The following is a 22,245-nucleotide window of genomic DNA, read 5'->3' on the forward strand; positions in this document are numbered from 1 at the left end:
GTACAAAAAGTAACCCGCCGATTTGGGCATCGTTGAGAGGCCTAGCGGGTATTGTTGACATAACTATCGGCCCCGATGCCGCCCCCGTCAAGGGGAATCTCGAGTGCGCGGATATGTCCGCGCTTTTCTGCAGGGGCGACATGTCGCCTGGATCTAAAGCTGCGACATGTCGCAGCACTCCAGGGTCTTTTTCAAAAGTCATCGGGGGTCTCCAGTTGGTCGATTTTGTAGCTTTCGAGTTTCCGGCGGGTGGCGGCAGGTTCTCGCTGGCTTCGAGGCTGTCGTCTTTGAGCCAGAAGATGTCGAGGTTGGCTTTGTCTCTCGCGACGATTTCGTCGTAAGTGAATTTCCGGAAAGTGGCAGAGGCGATAGTGGCAGAGGCATCTTGCTTCTGACCCTTCTCAGAACTGAGGCGGGACGCCTCAGCCACTTTGGCTTCTTTAGCTTTGGAGATGGTGGTGCGTCGAGGCATCAGGGTTCCTTGGGGAGATCGGTGGGATTGCTGACGACGGGTTCGAGGCCGGCGGCGCGATCGCGGGCGATCGCTTTGGCGGAAGCTCGTTTGAGGGCGGCTTCGGCTCCGATGAAGTCGGGATCGTCCAAGGGTCGGACAGGCCGCGGTTCTTCCATGGATCTGAGGGTGGCAGATGCGTCCCGCTTCTGTTCATCGCTGAAACTGAGGCGGGACGCCTCAGCCACTTTTTGTTCCTGCCATTCCCGGGTGAGTCGGTCGGTGACGGCGGCAGCGAGGTCAGCCAGTTGTTTCTTTTTGCCGAAGAGGGATTTGAGGAGATCGGTCATGGTCGGCGGTAGAGTTTGAGGTAGGCATCGAAGAGGAAGATGCGGTCGCGCTTGGCGCCGGTCATCTCGATGAGGAGTCCCTGTTCGACAAAGCGGTCGATCAATTTGTAGGCGGTGGGCTGGGAAACCCCGGCGGCTTCGGCGGCCATCTTGGCATTGACCCAAACTTGACCGAATAAGTAGTTGAAAAATGCGAGCCCGGTTCGGCCATGGGGCTTCCAAGCGGCGATTTCTTTTTCCCAGCCTGCTTTGAAGCGAAGAATCGCCTTGAAGGTGTCCACGCCGCGGGCAGCGGTTTCGGCCAGGCCGTCGAGAAAGAAGATGAGCCAGTCGGCGATGGCGTCTTTCTCCCGCACGCGGGTCAGGCGCTCGTAGTATTCTTCACGGTTACGCTCCAGGTAGTCGGAGAGATAGAGGACGGGTTGCTTGAGGATGCCCTGCGCGACGAGGTAGAGGGGCACCATGAGGCGCCCGATCCGCCCGTTGCCGTCGAGGAAGGGGTGGATGGTTTCGAATTGGTAATGCATGAGGGCGACCTTGAGGAGCGGTGGCAGGTGCAGGTCGGCGTTGTGGGCAAAGCGCTCGAGATCGCTCATGAGTTCCGGCACGTCGTCGGCGATTGGAGGGACAAAGCGGGCGTTGCCGGGATTGGAACCGCCGATCCAGTTTTGGCTGCGGCGGAACTCCCCGGGAGTCTTATGCTCGCCGCGAACGCCCTCCATGAGGGTGGCATGGGCTTCCCGAAGCAACCTATTGGAAAAAGGGAGTGTTTCCAACTGCTGGATCGCGGTTCGCATGGCACGGACGTAGTTGTTGACTTCACGCCAGTCGTCGCGCCGATCTTCCGCGATCTCCTCTTCGGGAAGAACGGCCTCCTCCATTTCCGTGCGCGTATCTTCGATGCGGCTGGATTCAGTGGCTTCCTTCGTCACGTGCATGCGCACGAAGAGGTCGAGGTTGGGCACATACTCTGAGAACATGTCGAGCCGGCCGAGTTGGCGGTCTGCCCGGCTGAGGGCATTGAGCACGCGCGGATCATTAATCGTCCATGAGCGATTGATGATGGATGGCTGAAAGCTGCGGTATTCCAACTGCTTATGCCAATTTCCTGCGCTGTATTCGTGCATGCCTTTGTGAGCTGGGATCAAAGAGTTTAATTAAGAATGGCAGCTAATTAAATATTGGGTCAATATTTTAAATAGTCGGGTCCGCTAATAAAATTGCCGTCTGTTTAGCCTGGATTATTCGCGAAGCCCAGAAGTGATGAAGCGCAAGGCGCGCCCCAAAATCCGCGCGGGAGTGCATTGAAGTGCATGACCAAGCGGATTGTAGTGGTGCAACGCCGCGATTCGCGCTTGTGGGCGAGAGGATTGTGCGAAAAGCGGACGGCAAATCTTTTTCGGACCGCATAAAACCATAGCTCACTCTTATCTAATATCTTAACCTTTTTTCGCACAATCTGGTGAATAATTCAGGTTAGGCGATCAGCGCTTGATTGAGCTCCTCGATGATCGGTTTCAAGGCGTCCTTGCCAAAAATACGGGTGGCGACGGCCAGCGGGACGCCTTCATCGGAGTCGACGCTTTGCCAGGCGTCGAGGTAGGCGGCGGGGTCGTCTGTGGCGAAGGCACCGTTGAGGGCGACGTAGTCCCGAATCACCTTCAGCCAGTGGATCTGGCTTTCGGTGAATCGCGGAGTTCGTGTTTCTTCGTTCCTGGTTCCTGGTTGCGGCTTGGCCGCTTGTTGTTGGGCGAGCCAACGCTGAAACCGTTCCTCGACGATTTCGGGAAAGGGCGCGAGCGGGGTGTTTTGGGGATCGACGGTGTGGCGGACGAGGGTGATCAAGTTGGTGAGGATCTTGACGGGATCGGCGGTGATGGGGCGCTTTTCGAGGTGTTCGTAAGCTTTCCAGACTTCGGCGGGGGCAATGTGGTAGGGCGGTCTGCCGACGGCTTCGGCGAGGGTCTTGAGTTCTTCGTAAACGAGGTGTCGTTTAGCGCCCGTCTTCGCTCCGCTACGCCGTGGCACGTGCGGCAAATTGTAGAGGATCTGCAGGGCGGTGATTTCGTCCTGATTGTCTTCGAGGAATTGTTTCCAGGAGGTGACGAGCTGGCGGGCTTTTTCCTCGTCGTAGCCTGCGCTGATGACGGTGTCGCCGGTGAGGTGGTCGATGGTGACATCGGTCTTGCGGCGTTTGGCTTCCAGCAGGTCACGGAGGGCGGGATTGGAGGCGAGCGGCTTGGCGGCGGAATTCGCTAGCTCCTCCGCCGCTGTTCTTAGTTCGTCGACGCTTGGTTCGTAGTTATCGGGGGCATTCGCCGGGGTTGCCGCGCGCCGAACCTCGTCGGGATCGGTGGCCTTGATAAGGTCGGCGGCGATTTGTTTTACGGAGGGGCCGCCGGAGACCTTGGCGATTTCCTCGCGGTCGGCCTGGCTGAGCATGCGGTCGAGACGCGCGAGGCGGCCGGCCACGGTGGTGAGGGTGGCCTCATCGCGCGCGCCCATGGCGATGCCGAGCAGGAGCTTGTCGAAGGCGACGGAGGGCTTGCTCTCCATCGGGCGGGAGTCGGTCTTGTCGGACTCGGTGACGCCGACGGCATCAACGAGGACGAAGCGGGTTTTCCCTCCCGCATCCGGGGTGACAGCGGCGAGGGCGTCGGGATCGATGGTGCGGGTGCCGCGGCCTTTCATCTGCTCGAAGTAGAGCCGGGAGCGGACATCGCGCAGGAAGAGGAGGCACTCGAGGGGCTTGATGTCGGTGCCGGTGGCAATCATGTCCACGGTGACGGCGATGCGGAACTCGGGGGCGGTGCGGAAGGCCTTGATGATGTCCTCGGATTTGCCGCTGGCCCGGTAGGTGACCTTTTTGCAGAAGTCATTACCCTTGCCGAACTCCTTGCGGACAATGTCGACGATGTCCTCGGCGTGGCTGTCGTCCTTGGCGAAGATGAGGGTCTTGGGCACCCAGGGAGCGTCGAGGCCCATGGCTTGAGCGCGGGCGGGGCGGTCGGTGAAGATCTCGGTGAAGAGTTTTTCCCGGAAGGTCCGGATCACGGTGCGGAGCTGATCGGGAACGACGACGGAGCGGTCGAGCTGGGTTTTCTGGAAGGTTTCCTCGGCTTCCTGGATTTCCCAGCGTTTGGCCCGGGTGAGGCGGTCGCGTTTCTGGTAGTCATGCCCGGCCTTGACGGTGACGCCTTTCTCGGAGACTTCGGTTTTGATCCGGTAGATGTCGTAGCCGACGTTGACGCCATCGGCGACGGCCTGGACGTAGGGGTATTCGGTGACGAGGTTGCGGTCGAAGAATCCGAGGGTGGCCTTGCTGGGAGTGGCGGTGAGGCCGATGAGGAAGGCGTCGAAGTATTCGATGACCTGCTTCCACAGGTTGTAGATGGAGCGGTGGCATTCGTCGACGATGACGAAGTCGAAGGACTCGATGGGGATCTTCGGGTTGTAGGTGACGGGGAGCGGGTCTTTGCCCGTGGCGGCTCCAGCGGCTTCGTAACCGGAGTGCTCGTCGGCCTCGTCGTCGAGGTCATCCTTGCCGGAGAGTTGGGAATAGAGGCGCTGGATGGTGGAGACCGTGACCTTGCAGACGGGATCGATGCCGCCGGGTCCGAGCATCTGGACGTTGTAGAGGTCGGTGAAGCTGCGCCCATCATCGGGCATGGTGTAGTTCTGAAATTCGCGGACGGTCTGGCGGCCGAGATTCCCGCGGTCGACGAGGAAAAGGATGCGCTTGGCTCCGGCGTGCTTGATGAGGCGGTAGGCCTGGGTTACGGCGGTGAAGGTCTTTCCGGAGCCCGTAGCCATCTGAATGAGGGCGCGCGGGCGATTGGCGGCAAGGGACCGCTCGAGCATCGTGATGGCGTCGATCTGACAGTCACGGAGCGGCGCAGTGTCGAAATCGGGGAACTGGCGAAGGCGGGCGCGCAGGGTGTCGGGCTGCTGGACGAGTTCGAGCAGGTGCTCGGGGGGGGTGGAAGGCGAAGACGGGGCGCGAGCGGGAGTCGGGGTCGCGTTGGTCGCGGAAGTTGCTTTCGATGCCGGTGGATTCGTAGGTAAAAGGGAGCGGATCGGCCCAGCGTTGGGGGATCCATCTCTTGGCGGCGGTATAGCGGGCGGATTGCTCGGCGACGGCGGAAAGGGTGATGCCTTCCTTCTTGGCCTCGACGATGCCGAGGGCTTTGCCATCGACAAAAAGGATGTAGTCGGCGGGGCCACCCTGAGACTGCATTTCCCGGACGGCGACGCCTCTGGAGGCGGAGAGATTGAGAGTGGCGATGTCCTGAATGGCCCAACCGGCGGCGCTCAGTTGAGCGTCGATTTGCAGGCGGGCGCGTTGTTCAGGAGTTTCAGGCATGGTCGTCGTCCTGGCGGAAATTGTCCTTCGTTTCGATCACGGACGGCATTGTGACTTCGCGATGAGGACACCCGTTAGTGCGGAACGCGTCGGAGTCGTTGAATGGCGGGATTGGCGAGGGCGTAGTCGGCGCGTGATGGAGGTTGACGCCGACAATGATGCCAAGGAGATCGCGAATCTTGTTGAGAAGGTCTTCGAGTAGCTTTTCGGCATCCTTTAGGCCAACGGCTGTGCCGGAATCGTCTTTACTGAGGACGAGGCGCCCGCCTTCGGTGTTGGCGTATCCACAGATCCATTTCAGGCAGTCGTCTTTCCACTCCCGCTTCCACTCGATGGTCTGTTGCTCGGTGTGAGTCATGTGTTGGTGAATAGTGCTCTGGAGGAAGCATTGCGGAGCAAAAGCAGCGGACTTTCAACCACTAAAGGTGACAGGTCGTCGGGGAGATAGGTTGAAAGTCCGGAATTTGAAGTCCCGCTTCGTGCAAAGAGAGCATGTCGGCTTCATCGCTACGTAGCGAATCTTCCCCGAAGATTCGACCGAACCGCGGGATCGATGAAGGCGGGGCTTCATCGCTACGCGGTCGTTTCGTTTCCGAAAAACCTCCTTGCATGCGGGGGCTCGGTGGCTAACGTACTTCTTTTTCCCTGCACGGGCCGGATCTTGCGGGGCGTTTTCACTTATGGCCGCCGAATCTAGAGAACTAGCATACAACAGCAAAATCGAGGGCGAGGTTGTCGTCTCCCAAGCGGATGCCGTGATCAACTGGATCCGCTCGAACTCCATGTGGCCGATGCCGATGGGGCTCGCTTGCTGCGCCATCGAGTTGATGGCGACCGGCGCGTCGCGCTTCGACATCAGCCGCTTCGGAGCCGAGGTGATGCGGTTTTCCCCGCGGCAGTCGGATGTGATGATCGTCGCCGGCACCGTCACCTACAAGATGGCGGGGGCGGTCCGGCGGATCTACGACCAAATGGCCGCGCCGAAATGGGTGATCGCCATGGGGGCGTGCGCCTCCACCGGCGGGATGTATCGTTCCTACGCGGTGTTGCAGGGGGTCGACCGGATCGTGCCGGTCGACGTTTACGTGAGCGGTTGCCCGCCGCGGCCCGAGGCGTTGCTCGACGCGTTGCTCAAATTGCAGGCGAAGGTGAAAACCGAGCGCTCCGCCACCCGGCTGCTCAAAGCCTGAAGACCATGAGCGAAGATCTTCTCTCCTCCCTCCAATCCAAATTCGCCGGGGTCTCCTTGAGGCACAGTCTCGATTGCCCGGCGTTCAACGTCCCGGCCGACGATTTGCTCGCCCTTTGCCGGCATCTGCGCGACGACCTCGGTTACGATTTGTTGGCCGACGTCTCGGGGGTCGACTGGAAGGATGCCGACCCGCGGTTTTCGGTGGTTTACCATCTTCTTTCGACCACCCGTCACCAATACATCCGCCTGGTGGCCGATTGTCCCGACAGCGAGCATCCGAAGCTGCCGTCGCTGACCTCCCTTTTCCCGGCGGCCGACTGGCATGAGCGGGAGGCCTACGACATGTTCGGCATCCGGTTCTCCGAGCACCCGGACATGCGCCGGATCCTGATGTGGGAGGAGTATCCGTATTTCCCGCTGCGGAAGGATTTCCCGCTGGCCGGGATCGAGACCGATTTCTCCGATCCCGAGATCGGGGAGGAAACCGGGGCGAAGACGATCGCCGCTCCGATGATGGGCGGTCCGTTCACCGCCTCGAAGGGAAAACACGTCAGCGAAAACGAGCCGCGGGCCAAAGACGAGAGCTGGACCGAGCGCCAACCGAAGCCCGGGAGCGAGGGTTGAAACTTTCCTAGACCAATGGCACAAGAGATTTCATACGGCGACGTCCTGCAGCGCACTTCGCATTTCGAAACCGAACTGGAAACGGAAAAGCTGTCCCTCAGCATGGGGCCGTCCCACCCGAGCACCCACGGGGTGCTCCGGTTGATGCTCGACCTCGACGGCGAGGTCGTCACCCGTTGCGAACCGGTCATCGGCTACCTCCACCGCGGCGACGAGAAGCTGGCCGAGAACATGACCTACAACCAGTTCGTGCCCTACACCGACCGGTTGGATTACCTCGCCCCGCTGGCCAACAACGTCGCCTACGCGATCGCGGTCGAGCGGCTCGCCCAGCTTGAGGTGCCGCCCCGCTGCCAGGCGATCCGGGTGTTGATTTCGGAAATGGCCCGGGTCTCGGCCCATTTGCTCGGTCTCGGGGCGTTCGCCATGGACGTCGGCGCCATGACGATTTTCCTCCACACCTTCACCGAGCGGGAAAAACTTTACACCTTGTTCGAGGAGTTGACCGGCGCCCGGTTCACCACCAGCTACACCCGGATCGGCGGCTTGTCGCGCGACGTGCCGGAGGGTTGGGAAGCCCGGGTCGGCGAGTTTTGCGACACCTTCCTCCCGGTGCTGGAGGAGGTCGAAAAGCTGCTCACCCGCAACCGGATCTGGGTCGACCGGACCGAAGGGGTCGGAGTGATCACCAAGGAAGAGGCGATCGGCTACGGTTTGACCGGTCCCAACCTGCGGGCCAGTGGCGCCGAGCTCGATCTGCGCAAAGACGCTCCCTACAGCGGCTACGAGAACTACGAGTTCGACGTGCCGGTCGGGACCCGCGGCGATTGCTACGACCGTTACCTGGTCCGAATGGAGGAGATGCGGCAGAGCGTCCGGATCATCCGCCAGATCATCGGCAAACTCCCCGACGGACCGTGGTACGCGGAAGAGGCGAAGAAAATTTTCGCTCCGCCGAAGGATAAGATCCTGACCAGCATGGAGGAGTTGATCCAGAACTTCATGATCGTCACCCAGGGGCCGAAGATGCCGGCCGGGGAAGTCTATTTCGAAGCGGAGAATCCAAAAGGGGCGCTCGGCTTTTTCATCATTTCCAAGGGAGGGGGCGTCCCGTATCGCCTGAAGATCCGGGGACCCTCGTTCTGCAATTTGAGCATACTTCCGAAGGTGGCGGTGGGAGCGATGGTCTCCGACCTGACCTCGATCCTCGGAAGTCTCGACTTCGTCATGGGGGAATGCGACCGATAATCGGGAGCGAGCGAGAGGGCGTTTGAAGCGATGAATCTGAGCGAAGATACATTAACCAAGATCGACGAGGTCATCACGCATTATCCGGTGAAGCGGAGCGCGGCGCTGCCGTTGCTGCACCTGGTGCAGGAGGACCAAAGCTACATCTCCGAGGAGGCGGTCGAATGGATCGCCCGGAAGCTGGAGCTGGAGCCGATCAACATCCTCGAGTTGGTCACCTTTTACCCGATGTTCCGCCAGAAGCCTCCCGGCCGGCGGCTGATTCGGGTCTGCCGCACCTTGTCGTGCGCCCTCGCCGGTTCCTACAAGGTCTGCGAGTCGTTCAAGAAGGAATTCAATTGCGAACTCGACGAGGTCTCCCCCGACGGGGAAGCGACCATCGAATTCGTCGAATGCCTCGCCGCCTGCGGCTCCGCCCCGGTCGTGATGGTTGACGACGAACTCCACGAAAACGTCGACGAAACCGCCGCGCGCAAAATCACCGAGAAGATCCGCAGCGAACGCTGATGCCGGGGCTCAGCGGAAAACATGATTCACAGAAGGTAGCCAAGGAAAGCGAAGAGAGAACAACCGTATACCGATGGTTCACGAGACGAGACGCACACACCCCACCATGCTGGCGCATGGTCCCCCCCTCTCCAGAGGGGATTCGCGCGAACATGTTCCCCTCTCGAGAGGAGGGGACCGCTCGCGAGAGCGGTGGGGTGTGTCTCCGGTTCCCCTCTTGAGAGGGGGGGACCGCTCGCCAGAGCGGTGGGGTGTGTCTCCAGTTCCCCTCTTGAGAGGGGGGGACCGCTCGCCAGAGCGGTGGGGTGTGTCTCCCGCCGCGACCTTCCGCAAAACCGATCCGACCGACAATTTTTAGACTCATGGCCGTCCAGGAAAAACGCATCATCCTCAAGCATATCGATCAGCCCGGTTACACGATCGACATCGATTGCTACCTCCGCCACGGCGGATACGAGGTTCTCAAGAAGGCGCTGCAACAAAAGCCGGAGGACCTTTGCCAGGAAGTCTCCACCTCCGGACTCCGGGGACGCGGGGGCGCCGGCTTCCCGTGCGGAATGAAGTGGAAGTTTCTCGACCGCAAATCGGGCAAACCGATCTACCTGATCTGCAACGCCGACGAATCGGAGCCGGGCACGTTCAAGGACCGGCAGATCATCCACAAGGATCCCCATCAGTTGATCGAAGGGATTATGGTCTCCTGTTTCGCGATCCAGGCCAAGGCCGCCTACATCTACATCCGGGGCGAATTCCCCGAAGGAGCGAAGATTTTGGAGCAGGCGATCGCCGAGGCCAAAGCGAAGAACTTCGTCGGCGACAAGGTCCTCGGCAGCGATTATTCCTGCGAGATCTACGTCCACCGCGGCGCCGGCGCCTACATCTGCGGCGAAGAGACCGGTCTGATCGAATCGCTCGAAGGCAAACGGGCCTACCCGCGGATCAAGCCCCCCTACTTCCCGGCGGTCCTCGGCCTTTACCAATGTCCGACCGCCGTCAACAACGTCGAGACCCTTTGCAACGTCAAACACGTCATCGACATGGGGGGCGAAGCCTTTGCCAAAATCGGCACCCCGGGCAACACCGGCACCCGCATCCTCTGCGTCTCCGGTCACGTCCAAAAGCCGGGGTATTACGAATTCGAAAACGGCGCCCTCACCATGGGGCAATTGATCCACGAGGTCTGCGGCGGACTGAAACCGGGGCGCAAGTTGAAGGCGATCATTCCCGGCGGTTCCTCGGCGAAGGTGCTGCGGGCCGACGAGCGTTACAAGGGGAAGACCAAGGACGGGAAGGATTTCGACTGGGGCATCGAGGACATCCCGATGGATTTCGACAGCCTCGCCGCCGCTGGTTCCATGGCCGGTTCGGGCGGGATCGTGGTGATGGACGACTCGACCGACATGCTCGACGTCCTCGCCAACATCAACGCCTTTTACGCCCACGAAAGTTGCGGCCAATGCACTCCCTGCCGGGAAGGGAGTCTCTGGATGAAAAAAATCACCACCCGGATGACCCATGGTCAGGCCCGGCGGGAGGACGTCGATTTGTTGAAATCGGTCGCCGACCAGATCGCCGGACGCACCATCTGCGCCTTCGGCGAAGCCTGCGCCTGGCCGACCCAAAGTTTCGTCCTGAAATTCCGCGATGAATTCCTCGCGAAAGCCGACGAACAAGCGAAGGAAGTCAAAGAGGAGGTTGCCGCGCAAAGCTGACGGCAACGGTTCTCTTTCCAGCAAAACCGATAAGATGAGCGACCCACAAGATTTAGTCACAGTAAACATCGACGGCCGTGAGCTGACGGTTCCCAAGGGGACGAACATCATCGACGCCGCGGCCCAGGCCGGCATCGAAATCCCGCATTATTGCTACCACCAGAAACTGAGCGTGGTCGGCAACTGCCGGATGTGCCTCGTCGAAATGGGGATGCCGATGAAGGATCGCGCCACCGGCGAACCGGTCCTCGACGCCGACGGCAAGCAACAGATCGGCTGGATGCCGCGTCCGGCCATCGCCTGCGCCACCTCCGCCATCCCCGGGATCCACATCCGCACCAACACCCCGATGGTAAAGGACTGCCGCAACGGGGTGATGGAATTCCTCCTGATCAATCACCCGCTCGATTGCCCGATCTGCGACCAGGCCGGCGAATGCCGTCTCCAGGAATTCGCGATGGATTACGGCCGCGGCTACAGCCGTTTCATCGAGCAAAAGGTGGTCAAACCGAAACGCACCGTCCTTGGCCCGCGGGTCACCCTCGACGACGAGCGTTGCATCCTTTGCTCCCGTTGCATCCGTTTCTCCAAGGAGATCGCCAAAGACGACGTGCTCGGCTTCGTCGACCGCGGTAGCTTCACCACCCTCACCTGCCACCCGGGCAAGGCGCTGGCGAATAATTATTCGTTGAATACCGTCGACATCTGCCCGGTCGGCGCCCTCACCAGCACCGATTTCCGTTTCAAAATGCGGGTCTGGTTCCTCAAGGAAACCCGCAGCATCTGCACCGAAAGCAGCGTCGGGGCTAACACCACCGTCGGCAGCCGCGAAGGAAAAATCTACCGGATCACCCCGCGCCAGAACGACGCGGTCAACGACACCTGGATGGCCGACAGCGGCCGCGCCCTTTACAAACAGGTCGAAGCGGAATCCCGTCTGAAACAGGCGACCGTCGACCGTCTCCCAAGCGAGTTCACCGTCTCCGCCGAAAAGGCCGCCAATTATCTGAACGGCGGAAAAGTCGCGGTCGTCGCTTCCGGCCACGCCAGCGTTGAGGAACAGTTTCGTCTCAAACAACTCGCCCGCGCGGCGAACGCCGTTTCCATCGACCTCGTCGCCCATCTCCAGGAAGGGGACGGCCTGCTGATCTCGACCGACCGCACTCCCAACACCCGGGGCGCGCTCCTCACCGGCCTGATCAAGGATTTGCCGAAGGAGCGTTTGGAGGGACTCGAACGAGCCCTCCGTAACAAGACCGTCGATACGCTTTTGGTGGTCAACGAAGACATCGTCCGGGCCGGCATCGAGCCGGAGCTGCTGAAAGGCGTCCAAATCGTTTACATCGGGACCCATGCCAACGAAACCTCGGAGAACGCCGCGGTCGTGTTGCCGGCTCTCACCGTTTTCGAAAAGAACGGCTCGTTCGTGAACCAGCAGTTCCGCCTGCAAACCTTCGAAGCGGCTGTTCCCGGCCCGATCGGGGCCCGCGACGATTTGGTGATCCTGGCCGATCTGCTGGGGAAATTGACCGCCCAAGTGGTTCCGACCGATCTCGCGAAAGTCTGGGAAGAAGCCGGACAGGACGTCCCAGCCCTCGCCGGCCGTTCGTGGGCGACGATCCCGCACGACGGCGTCGAACTCGAGCCCGGCTCCCTGGCGGACCTCCCCTTCCCGGAAGGCAAGACGCTTCATTACGAGCCCCGCCAGGTGGCCGGTGTCCAAGCGTAACGTGGAATAGGCATTCCTTAGCATCGAGCTTTCGCCCGATGAATTCCCGGTGCCGACGGGCTTTGCCACCGCCACATCCGGCGAAAGCCGGCATGCTACGGCGGAAGTCGGGGGCTATGGAAACCACAGACAGGAATGTCTGTGCCACACTCGCCTCGGGCGTAGCATCGGGCTTTCGCCCGATGAATTTCCGGGGCCGACGGGCTTTTCCACCGCCCACATCCGGCGAAAGCCGGCATGCTACAGCGAAAGCCGGGATGCTACGGCGAAAGCTGAGAGGTTATGGGAGCCACAGACAGGAATGTCTGTGCCACGTCCGCCTCGGAAAGAGTATTTACAAGCGCGCCGTTTTTTTGTCTCGTTTTCCCTTCCATGAAAACGATCCATCCAATTCTCGCGTTTTGCGTATTCAGTTTCGCCGGTCTGGCTTTCGTCCATGGCCAGGCCGATGACGCCGAAACCACGGCTGCCGAAGGTGAAACCGTCGGTATCGAAATTCCAACTCCCCGGCCGCCTTGGGCGATCCGCCTCGACCTCGGTTACACGTGGCAATCAGGTCGGGCCGATAAAAGCGAGCTTTCCCTTCGCGGCCAAGCCGACCGCAAGGTCGACATCCACGAATACCGGGCGATCGCCGAATTCCAATACGGGGAGCTCGAAGGAGTCCGCAACACCCAAAGGTTCATCAGCAACTTCCGCTGGAGGGCCGATCTGACCGACCGCGTGTTCAGTCAGACCCTCACCCAATACGAAACCGACCGGATCCGCGAAATCCGCAACCGAATCGAACAGAACGTCGGTATCGGTTACCGGCTAATCGCCCGGGACAACCTCGAAGCCTCCGTGGTCCCCGGCTTCACCGTCCAATACACCGACGAAACCGGCGTCGACGACCGGTGGGATTACCTCGCCAGCTTGTTCCAAGACCTGCGCTGGGTGATCAATCCCTCCTACCGTTTCGAACAGGATCTCAATTTCCTGATCGATCCGGCCGACACCGACGACCACATCGTCCGTTTCAACGCGGGCATCATCGGCACGGTGACCGACAGCATCAATTTGAGCATCCGCTACCAATTGCTCTACGAAAACCAGGTCCGTCCCGGTATCGAAAAGACCGACCAACGGGTGATCGCTTCGGTTGGATACAATTTCTAAGCCCGTTCGATCCGTTTCGGCCGTCGCCCTAACCTTTCCTTCGCGTCATGGAAACGTCATTACAACCGAGATTCCTCACTTCCGAAATCGCCGAACGAATCCGGGCGGACTTCGGGACTCCGGTCTATGTCTACGATTTGGCGACCTTGAAAAAGGCGGCGGTGTCCGCCCTCGGTTTTCCAAACGCTTTCGGTTTGACGGTCCGCTACGCGATGAAGGCCAGCCCGAACGCGGCCATCCTGAAAATCTTCGACAAGGCCGGTCTCCACATCGACGCCAGTTCCGGGCATGAAGTCCGGCGGGCGATCCGGGCCGGGATTTCTCCGGAGAAGATCAGCCTCAGCAGCCAGGAGCTGCCGTCCGATTTCGCCGAGTTGTATGAGAAAGGGATCCTGATCAACGCCTGCTCCCTTGACCAACTCGAGCGGTTCGGCGCCCGTTTCCCCGGACGGGAGATCGGTTTGCGTTTCAATCCCGGGGCCGGTTCCGGCGGCAACAACCGGACCAATGTCGGCGGTCCGTCCTCCAGCTTCGGCATCTGGCACGAACGTCTCGAAGAGGCCCGCGAGCTGGTGAACCGCCACCGGCTCAAAGTGGTCCGCATCCACACCCACATCGGTTCGGGCAGCGATCCGGCGGTTTGGCTAAAGGTCTCCACCATGAGCCTGGCGATGGTCCGCGAATTCCCCGAAGTGACCTCGCTCAACCTCGGAGGCGGCTACAAGGTGGCCCGGATGCCCGACGAAACCGCCACCGATCTGCAAAAGGTCGGCGCGCCGGTCGCGGAACGTTTCCGGGAGTTCGCCGAAGAAACCGGACGGAAGATCCGGCTGGAGATCGAGCCCGGCACCTTCCTCGTCGCCAACGCCTGCGCCGTGCTGGCCAGCGTCCAGGACACCGCCTCGACTGGGGCCGATGGTTACGAGTTCCTGAAACTCGACACCGGCATGACCGAGATCCTGCGGCCCTCCCTCTACGGCTCGCAACATCCGATCTCGGTCCTGCCTCGTAAACCAAGCGGCGAGGAACGCGACTACATCGTGGTCGGCCATTGTTGCGAATCGGGCGATATCCTGACCCCGGCCCGCGATGAACCCGAGCGCCTCCAGCCGCGGCGGTTGGCGAAGGCCGGCATCGGCGATTTGTGTGTGATCGACGGGGCGGGCGCCTATTGCTCCAGCATGGCGACCAAACATTACAACTCCTTCCCGGAAGCCGCCGAAGTGCTGGTCGACGACAACGGCAAACCCCACCTGATCCGCCGCCGCCAACCGCTCGAACAACTCTGGCAAAACGAAGTGACTCCCGAGACGGTCGTCGGCTGAAATACGGCTCCGGATCCGCTGTCCGGCTCAGCGGACCGGAGGGCTATTTCATCTGGCCGTTTTGTTGATAGGGGTAGGAACGGGGCCGAGGCCCCGCCCCTCCCTCCGAACCGGACGTGCAGATCTCCCGCATCCGGCTCTCCGGTTGATGATTGCTCTTTATCGAGACTGGCACGCTTCCCGATGGGCCCGTTCAAGGCTGAACAATCCCATCTCGGCGAAGTACTTGTTCGGATAGCGCTGGTGGTCGAGTCCGCGGCCGCGGCCTTTGCGCCCGGCACGCTTGCGCAGGATGCTGCGCAAACGCATCCGCACCCAACCGTCCATCCAGACGAAGGTGTTCTTGTGGGCGTCTTTGAAGTACCCGAACCACCCGACCAGCACCGGATTTATCTCCTTGATGATCGCCTTCAGCGAAACGCCATTGGTTCGTTTGGTTTTCGGTCGCAGGGTTGCGCGCAACTTCGTCAGGCTTTTCTGCCGGACATAGCGGTTTCCGTTTTCAAAACGGTAACCGAGGAACTCAAAGCCTTCCCGATGGGTCACCAACCGCGTCTTTTCGGGATGCAACGTAAGCTTGCGCCCGCGAGTCCATTCCGAGGTCGCGGCGAGGGCCATTTCGGCTTCCTCCCTGCTTCGCGCGAGAACCACGAAGTCGTCCGCGTAGCGGATCATCTTGTGGCCCCGGGCAGCGAGCAGGTGGTCGAGTCCGTTCAGATACAGGTTCGCCAGCAGCGGTGAGATCACCGCTCCCTGGGGCGTGCCTTTCTCCGTCGGTTCCCAGTCCTTGAGTTCGTTGACCACTCCTTGTTTCAGGTAGGATTCCAGCAAGTCGAGCACCATCCCGTCGGCCACCTTTTCGCGCACGAGCGCCATGAGCATGTCATGGTCGATCGTGTCGAAGTAGCTTTTGAGGTCGGCGTCGACTATCCATTCGTATCCTTCCTTGAGCAGACCGTCCACTTCCCGAAGCGCGTCTTTGCAGCCGCGTCCGGGACGGAAACCGTAACTGTGGGTCGAGAACCCGATCTCGAAGATCGGTCCGATCACCAGCAGCATCGCCGTTTGGACGATGCGGTCTTCCACGGTCGGGATGCCCAAGGGGCGTTTCTCTTTGCTTCCCGGTTTCGAGATATACACTCGTTTCACCGGGTTCGGTTCATATCGCCCGCTTCTGAGTTTGGCTTCCAGCTTGCCCAACCGAAGGTCGAGTTGCTCGCCATACTGATGCAGGCTGATCTTGTCGACTCCTCCACCGCCCTTGCGGCTTGCCACAATATGCCAGGCATGTTGCAGCGTGCGACGGCTGTAGAGTTTGTCTTTGAGGCTGAACCACTTGCCTCCCTTCACCCCCGATTTGAGGGCTGCCAGCATGGGATCGGTCCAGACCAAAGGGTCGGCTCCGAGTCGTTTGCGCAACTCGCGGGCCTGTCCGTCCTGGATAGCCGTTTCCGGCACTTGCGACGGGGTTGGTCCTTCGGTCATGAGCGACTTCCTTTCATCTTCCTGCCCTCCTTTGCTCCTCCGGAGTTACCCGGATTCATCGCTCCTACGAGGACTCTGACTTCTGATGGGCGACGGGACGTCCGATTTGGCTGAGCGTTGGTAACCCGGTCGCGCTCGTTCCGGGACGGTGTCGGACACAGGTCGGCCTTTCCCATCAGATCTCTCATCTTCATCGCAGACGTCCTTGAATGCATACTATCCCCAACCACCTCCATGCAGCCATGGCAGGGCTTTGCCGTGGGATCCGCCCTCCATGAGTCGCGACTCATTCGTCGCGCGTGCCTTCGCTCAACAACCCGCAGGCTCGGCCCGCATGACGGCCGTATCAGGTTCACTTTCGTTATGGTCTGCATTCTCTCTTTCCGTTGCTCTCCACCCCGCCTCGCGGCGACGCAGTTTCGGTTCGATTCGCGGGCAGCGCACGGTTTGCCCGGAACAGGTCTCGCACCTGTCAGACGTTTGCGACTTGATGACGCACGAGTTCCGCCTTCAGGCGGTCCCCACCTCGATCTAAAAACCGGCTGAAGCCCAACAAGGCAGACGCTCCACCGCAGGAGGATTAGCGGCCAGATGAATTAGCCTTGGGCGGGCCGGGGAATCCGTGAATAACCGCTTCCATTTCCGCCGCCGGTTCACTACAAAGAAGCAATGGATTGGGTGGCTCTTTCGATTTCCGGCGGCGGCGGCATCGTGGCCGGGTTATTGATCGCCGCCTTTTGGTGGCGCCCCCGCGCGGCCGCAGCGATCGCCGCCGGCACCCAGTTGCAGACCCGCCTCGAAACCCGCGAACAGGAACTCGCCGCCGCCATCGCCGAGAAACGGCAGCTGGAGGAGGACTTCCACGATTTCCAAACCCGGGCGGCCGTCGCCGAAACGAGGTTCGACGGCGAAAAAGCGGCACTCCAAGACAAAATCCGGCTCCTCGAAGAGGCCCGGCGCGAATTGACCGAATCGTTCTCCCTTGCGGCCGACTCCGCATTGCGGAAGAACAACGCTTCCTTCCTCGAACTGGCCCGCGAAACCCTCGATAAATACCAAGGTCTCTCCCGGGCCGAATTCGAGAAAAAGGAGAAGTCGGTCGAGCAATTGCTCAAACCGATTCAGGAAAGCCTCCAACGTTACGACGCGGGAGTCCAGGCGCTGGAAAAGTCGCGGCGCGAAGCCTACGGTTCCCTGACCGAACAGGTCCGCAATCTTTCCCTCGGCCAGGAGAAATTGCAGCGCGAAACCGGCAATTTGGTCCAGGCGCTCCGCTCGCCGCAAGTGCGGGGCCGTTGGGGGGAAATCCAGCTCCGGCGGGTCGTTGAGTTGGCCGGAATGATCGACCATTGCGACTTCACCGAACAGACGACCGGCGGAAACGGCGAGAGCGGGCGGTTGCGTCCCGACTTGATCGTCCGGCTTCCGGGCGGCCGCAATATCGTGGTCGATTCGAAAGTTTCACTCCAAGCCTATCTCGACGCGCTGGACACCGACGATCCGGAGGAGCGGACCGCCCGGATGCGACAGCACGCCCGCCAGATCCGGACGCATATCCAGCAATTGGCGGCGAAGGAATATTGGCGGCAATTCGAACCGGCCCCGGAGTTCGTGGTGATGTTCATTCCCGGCGAGGTTTTCTTCAGCGCGGCCTTGGAACAGGATTCCGGCCTGATCGAGCTCGGAGCGGAACAACGGGTGGTACTGGGGACGCCGACGACTTTGATCTCGTTGCTGCGATCCGTCGCCTATGGGTGGCGGGAGGAAAAGATGGCCCGCAACGCCCGGGAAATCAGTGCGCTCGGACGGGACTTGTTCGAACGGATCGCGGTCCTAAACCGCCATTTCATCCAGCTCGGCCGCAACCTCGACGGTTCGGTGAAGAGCTACAACCAAGCGATGGCCAATCTGGAAAGCCGGGTCTTGGTGGCGGCCCGACGGTTTTCCGCCCTCGGGGCGGCGCCCGCCGGAGAGGAGCTCGAGCGGGCTCCGCTGCTGGAGACCCAGGTCCGGGAAGCTGCCTTGGCCGCCGAGATTTCCGAGCTCGAATCGCAAACCTGAAGTTTTTCATCGCCCCTCCGGGGTCCATCGTTTTTCCTGCCAAAGATGTCCCTTCGGTTCAAAATTCTCGGTAGCAGCAGCTCCGGCAATTGCGCGCTTTTGATCACTGAAAACTGCCGCGTCCTGATCGACGCCGGGTTCAGCGGCAAGCGGATCGGAGAGATGCTGGAAGAAGCGGGCGAATCGGTCGACAAGCTCGACGCGATCTTCGTCACCCACGAACACAGCGACCATGTGGCGGGGATCCGGGGGTTGACCCGCTACAAGAACCTGCCGCTTTTCGCCAACCATGCCACCGCCCAGGCGGTGCAACGTTCGGTCAAACGCCCGCTCAAATGGCAAACGTTCGAAACCGGCGCGAACTTCCGCTTCCGCGACATCGAAATCGACACGTTTTCCATTCCCCACGACGCCTACGACCCGGTCGGTTTCGTGTTCTCCCATGGAGAGGACGATCTCTTCTCCCCCCGCCGCAAGGTCGCGTGGGTGACCGATCTCGGTTACGCGCCGGAACTGGTGCGTCAAAAGATCCGCGACGTCGACATCCTGGTGATGGAGAGCAACCATTGCAGCCAACTCCTTCAGCGGAGCGACCGACCATGGTCATTGAAACAGCGCATCTCCGGACGCCACGGCCACCTCTCCAATACCGCCGCCAAGGAACTGCTCGCCGGGATCGAGTCGCCGGCCTGGAAACAAGTTTACCTCGCCCACCTCAGCGGCGAGTGCAACAGTTTGGCCGCGGTCGAGGAAGCTTTCTCCTTCGCCCGCAACGGCTCCGTCCCTTACGCCCTATCCGTCGTCGAATCCGGCTCCGCCACGGCGTTTCTCGACATGTGATCGCGAGCGCACCGGCGCCTCAGTCGCCGACAGGCTGGATGAAAAACGCGCTATGGTTTTCCATCTTCTCCCCGGCCTCGTCGAGCACCAGGATCAGTAACACCTGGTATTGGTAAGGGGGCGGGATGATCCGGGGGGAAGTCAGGACCGTTTCCTCCTCCAACTCCTGCGGAAGGAGGGTAATCGTCTGACGCATCTGCACGGTCCGGGCATTGTAGTGGAGAATGGCGCGCACCGCGTCCGGTTCGACCGGTTCCCCCTGGCGATCGAGAAAACGAAGTTGGAAGTTCCCGTCCTCGATCAGGAGATTCAATTTCCCGTCGACCCGCTCGATGATGATCCCTTTTTCCGGCTCCTGCTGAGCCGCCGTGGCCGAAACGGACGCGACCGACACCAAAACGATCCAAGTGCTTAAAGCGCGGGCAAACGAGGTCATCATGGCGGTAAATCTGACCGATTCCCCCGCCATTGGCAAGCGGGACCTCGGGCTCGGGTCACGGACAAAGACGCTCGATTTTCCAGGGGGCGCCATCCTCTTTCCGATAGCGGATTCGATCATGAAGGCGTCCGGGACGTCCCTGCCAAAATTCTATCCGGAGCGGGTCGAGCCGATAACCTCCCCAGTAGGAAGGCAGGGGAATCTCCTGCCCGGCGAAACGCTCCTCCAACTCCGCCTGCCGCCGCTCAAGCGTGGTCCGATCAGGGATCACCGTACCCTGTTGGGAAACGTGGGCACCGATCTGGCTCTCTCGCGGACGACTTTTAAAATACGTTTCCGACTCCTCCCGGCTGGTCTTGACGACCGGTCCTTCGACCCGGACCTGACGTTCCAATTCCGGCCAAAAGAAGACCAATCCGGCCTGTGGATTCGTCGCCAACGCCTTTCCCTTGGCGCTTGAATAATTGGTAAAAAAGACAAACCCGTCCGAATCAACCCCTTTGAGAAGGACGATCCGCCCCGAGGGAGCGCCCGAGGAATCGGCGGTCACGAGAGTCATTGCGTTCGGTTCCATCACCTTGGCGGAGAGCGCCTGATCGAACCAAGCGCGAAACTGGTTGATCGGATCGTTGGCCAACGATTCCTCGGTGAGCCCGGACAGCGTATAATTCCGACGCAAATCGGCGATTGAATTCATGGTCAAGAGTTAGCCTGCCCCTTCCCGAAACGCAAAACGTTTGAGGAAAGCATCAAGGAAGTGCTCCGGCATGCGCCGGCACTTGTCGCATCCCGGCTTTTGCCGGATGACGACGGACCCGTTCACCAGCGCCGAAGGTGCGTCATCCAACAGCCCAGTCCGCAGGGCTGGGTTTGCAATCCAGGTGGAACCGGGGCCTGAAGGGCTGCCATTCGAACCCGCGGACCCGCCTTCCAATCCTGCATGGCGACCTTTCAGGCCGCGAAAACCGTTATTCCGTTTACCCAGCCCTGCGGACTGGGCTGTAGAATCAGGCACCTACGGCGCCAAAGAACCCCGGCCCGAGATTCAGCCGGAGACCGACGGGCCCGTTCCCAGCGCCGGAGAACGACGAACACGTCCCCAGCGCCGAAGGACCAGCCCGGGCATCAGCGCCGGAGAACGACGGACCCGTTCACCAGCGCCGAAGGTGCGTGATCCAACAGCCCAGTCCGCAGGGCTGGGTGGGCAATCCAGTTGAAACCGCGGCCTGAAGGGTTGCTATTCAAACCCGCGACCCGTGCCAACCCTGCAATGGCGACCTTTCAGGCCGCGAAAACCGTTATTCCATTTACCCAGCCCTGCGGACTGGGCTGTAGAATCAGGCACCTACGGCGCCAAAGAACCCCGGCCCGAGATTCAGCCGGAGACCGACGGGCCCGTTCCCAGCGCCGGAGAACGACGAACCCGTCCCCAGCGCCGAAGGACCAGCCCGGGCATCAGCGCCGGAGAACGACGGACCCGTTCACCAGCGCCGAAGGTGCGTCATCCAACAGCCCAGTCCGCAGGGCTGGGTGGGCAATCCAGTTGAAACCGCGACCTGAAGGGTTGCTATTCAAACCCGCGACCCGTCTGCCAACCCTGCAATGGCGACCTTTCAGGCCGCGAAAACCGTTATTCCGTTTACCCAGCCCTGCGGACTGGGCTGTAGAATCAGGCACCTACGGCGCCAAAGAACCCCGGCCCGAGATTCAGCCGGAGACCGACGGGCCCGTTCCCAGCGCCGGAGAACGACGAACCCGTCCCCAGCGCCGAAGGACCAGCCCGGGCATCAGCCCCGGAGAACGACGAACCCATTCCAGCGCCGAAGGTGCGTCATCCAACAGCCCAGTCCGCAGGGCTGGGTGGGCCAATCCAGTTGAAACCGCGGCCAGAAGGGTTGCTATTCGAACCCGCGACCCGTCTGCCAACCCTGCAATGGCGACCTTTCAGGCCGCGAAAACCGTTATTCCGTTTACCCAGCCCTGCGGACTGGGCTGTAGAATCAGGCACCTACGGCGCCAAAGAACCCCGGCCCGAGATTCAGCCGGAGACCGACGGGCCCGTTCCCAGCGCCGGAGAACGACGGACCCGTTCACCAGCGCCGAAGGACTAGCCCGGGCATCAGCCCCGGAGAACGACGGACCCGTTCACCAGCGCCGAAGGTGCGTCATCCAACAGCCCAGTCCGCAGGGCTGGGTGGGCAATCCAGTTGAAACCGCGGCCTGAAGGGTTGCTATTCGAACCCGCGAACCTCCTCCCAACCCTGCAATGGCGACCTTTCAGGCCGCGAAAACCGTTATTCCGTTTACCCAGCCCTGCGGACTGGGCTGTAGAATCAGGCACCTGCGGCCGCCAAAAACCCGGCCCGGAATTCAGCGCCGGAGAACGTTGGCCCAGAGCTCGACGTCGACCGTCACGGGGTGGGTTGAAGGTTTCCCGGTGGTTCGGACGCCCCAAAATGGGGCGGCAAAGCCAACCCCACTACTCATCGAGCTTTCGCCGGGAAATTTTCGGTACAAAAAAAAGCGGTCCAAACTCCGAAAAGTCTGAACCGCTTAAAATTGGCGTCCCCTAGGGGATTCGAACCCCTGTCGCCAGGATGAAAACCTGGTGTCCTAGGCCTGACTAGACGAAGGGGACGCTGAAAAACGAAAAGATGAAGATTCCGGATTCCGCCGCTTTCCGCAAGTGTTTTTTCGAAAAAAATTTCCCTCGTTCACTTTTTCCCCTGCCTGCCAAGAATTTTGCTTTCGCCAAACGCCC

18 protein-coding genes and 1 tRNA gene are annotated in these 22,245 nt (G+C 60.8%); 10 read left to right on the forward strand and 9 right to left on the reverse strand.

What is annotated here, in order from left to right; all coding sequences use genetic code 11:
* Window positions 1-471: 471 nt before the first annotated feature.
* From ACWUI2_RS05215 to ACWUI2_RS05235, 5 genes are all read right to left on the reverse strand, one after another.
* Entirely contained in the window at window positions 472-801 is a 330-nt protein-coding gene (locus ACWUI2_RS05215; RefSeq protein WP_486981804.1) for a hypothetical protein, read from the reverse strand.
* Complete coding sequence (locus tag ACWUI2_RS05220) at window positions 798-1,928, reverse strand: Fic family protein (protein WP_486981805.1); 1,131 nt, start codon at window positions 1,926-1,928, stop codon at window positions 798-800. Before ACWUI2_RS05220 ends, ACWUI2_RS05215 begins: the two co-directional genes overlap by 4 nt.
* Window positions 1,929-2,277: 349 nt before the next feature.
* Window positions 2,278-4,662: a DEAD/DEAH box helicase family protein gene (locus ACWUI2_RS05225; protein ID WP_486981806.1), complete on the reverse strand. Its 2,385-nt coding sequence runs from the start codon at window positions 4,660-4,662 to the stop codon at window positions 2,278-2,280.
* Window positions 4,663-4,684: 22 nt separating this feature from the next.
* Window positions 4,685-5,164 (reverse strand): type I restriction endonuclease, encoded by a 480-nt coding sequence (locus ACWUI2_RS05230; protein ID WP_486981807.1) that lies wholly within the window; start codon window positions 5,162-5,164, stop codon window positions 4,685-4,687.
* Window positions 5,157-5,522, reverse strand: a complete 366-nt coding sequence (locus tag ACWUI2_RS05235; protein ID WP_486981808.1) for an AlbA family DNA-binding domain-containing protein — start codon at window positions 5,520-5,522, stop codon at window positions 5,157-5,159. The genes ACWUI2_RS05230 and ACWUI2_RS05235 overlap by 8 nt, the downstream gene beginning before the upstream one ends.
* A 322-nt stretch (window positions 5,523-5,844) precedes the next feature.
* On the opposite strand from ACWUI2_RS05235, the gene nuoB reads away from it, so the two are divergent.
* From nuoB to ACWUI2_RS05275, 8 genes are all read left to right on the forward strand, one after another.
* Window positions 5,845-6,354: an NADH-quinone oxidoreductase subunit NuoB gene (nuoB, locus tag ACWUI2_RS05240; protein ID WP_486981809.1), complete on the forward strand. Its 510-nt coding sequence runs from the start codon at window positions 5,845-5,847 to the stop codon at window positions 6,352-6,354.
* A gap of 5 nt (window positions 6,355-6,359) precedes the next feature.
* Window positions 6,360-6,980, forward strand: coding sequence for an NADH-quinone oxidoreductase subunit C (locus ACWUI2_RS05245; RefSeq protein WP_486981810.1), 621 nt, complete (start codon window positions 6,360-6,362; stop codon window positions 6,978-6,980).
* A 15-nt stretch (window positions 6,981-6,995) separates the two neighbouring features.
* The gene (nuoD, locus tag ACWUI2_RS05250; RefSeq protein WP_486981811.1) at window positions 6,996-8,228 is read left to right on the forward strand and encodes an NADH dehydrogenase (quinone) subunit D; all 1,233 of its coding nucleotides are present in this window, start codon (window positions 6,996-6,998) and stop codon (window positions 8,226-8,228) included.
* Between the two features lie 30 nt (window positions 8,229-8,258).
* Window positions 8,259-8,735 carry an NADH-quinone oxidoreductase subunit NuoE family protein gene (locus ACWUI2_RS05255; RefSeq protein WP_486981812.1) on the forward strand — a complete coding sequence of 159 codons (477 nt, stop codon included), beginning with the start codon at window positions 8,259-8,261 and terminating at the stop codon, window positions 8,733-8,735.
* A 362-nt stretch (window positions 8,736-9,097) separates the two neighbouring features.
* A complete protein-coding gene (gene nuoF / locus ACWUI2_RS05260) occupies window positions 9,098-10,447 on the forward strand; it encodes an NADH-quinone oxidoreductase subunit NuoF (protein WP_486981813.1) in 1,350 nt (449 codons plus the stop codon).
* A 34-nt stretch (window positions 10,448-10,481) separates the two neighbouring features.
* Window positions 10,482-12,176 carry an NADH-quinone oxidoreductase subunit G gene (locus ACWUI2_RS05265; RefSeq protein WP_486981814.1) on the forward strand — a complete coding sequence of 565 codons (1,695 nt, stop codon included), beginning with the start codon at window positions 10,482-10,484 and terminating at the stop codon, window positions 12,174-12,176.
* A gap of 372 nt (window positions 12,177-12,548) precedes the next feature.
* Window positions 12,549-13,334, forward strand: a complete 786-nt coding sequence (locus ACWUI2_RS05270; protein ID WP_486981815.1) for a DUF481 domain-containing protein — start codon at window positions 12,549-12,551, stop codon at window positions 13,332-13,334.
* A gap of 47 nt (window positions 13,335-13,381) precedes the next feature.
* Complete coding sequence (locus tag ACWUI2_RS05275; protein WP_486981816.1) at window positions 13,382-14,659, forward strand: diaminopimelate decarboxylase; 1,278 nt, start codon at window positions 13,382-13,384, stop codon at window positions 14,657-14,659.
* A gap of 159 nt (window positions 14,660-14,818) precedes the next feature.
* Here ACWUI2_RS05275 and ltrA read toward each other — a convergent pair whose 3' ends face one another.
* The gene (gene ltrA, locus ACWUI2_RS05280) at window positions 14,819-16,144 is read right to left on the reverse strand and encodes a group II intron reverse transcriptase/maturase (RefSeq protein ID WP_486981817.1); all 1,326 of its coding nucleotides are present in this window, start codon (window positions 16,142-16,144) and stop codon (window positions 14,819-14,821) included.
* A 678-nt stretch (window positions 16,145-16,822) separates the two neighbouring features.
* Here ltrA and ACWUI2_RS05285 point away from each other — a divergent pair.
* A complete protein-coding gene (locus tag ACWUI2_RS05285; protein ID WP_486981818.1) occupies window positions 16,823-18,205 on the forward strand; it encodes a DNA recombination protein RmuC in 1,383 nt (460 codons plus the stop codon).
* A 45-nt stretch (window positions 18,206-18,250) separates the two neighbouring features.
* Entirely contained in the window at window positions 18,251-19,045 is a 795-nt protein-coding gene (locus ACWUI2_RS05290; RefSeq protein WP_486981819.1) for an MBL fold metallo-hydrolase, read from the forward strand.
* Window positions 19,046-19,064: 19 nt separating this feature from the next.
* On the opposite strand, the gene ACWUI2_RS05295 is transcribed toward ACWUI2_RS05290, so the two are convergent.
* The 3 genes from ACWUI2_RS05295 to ACWUI2_RS05305 form a co-directional block, all read right to left on the reverse strand.
* Complete coding sequence (locus ACWUI2_RS05295) at window positions 19,065-19,484, reverse strand: hypothetical protein (RefSeq protein ID WP_486981820.1); 420 nt, start codon at window positions 19,482-19,484, stop codon at window positions 19,065-19,067.
* Window positions 19,485-19,539: 55 nt separating this feature from the next.
* Window positions 19,540-20,181, reverse strand: coding sequence for a pyridoxamine 5'-phosphate oxidase (gene pdxH / locus ACWUI2_RS05300; RefSeq protein WP_486981821.1), 642 nt, complete (start codon window positions 20,179-20,181; stop codon window positions 19,540-19,542).
* Window positions 20,182-22,044: 1,863 nt separating this feature from the next.
* Window positions 22,045-22,122, reverse strand: a tRNA-Glu gene (locus ACWUI2_RS05305).
* Between the last annotated feature and the right edge of the window lie 123 nt (window positions 22,123-22,245).

The sequence above is a fragment of the Verruconatronum alginivorum genome (genome assembly GCF_056590205.1).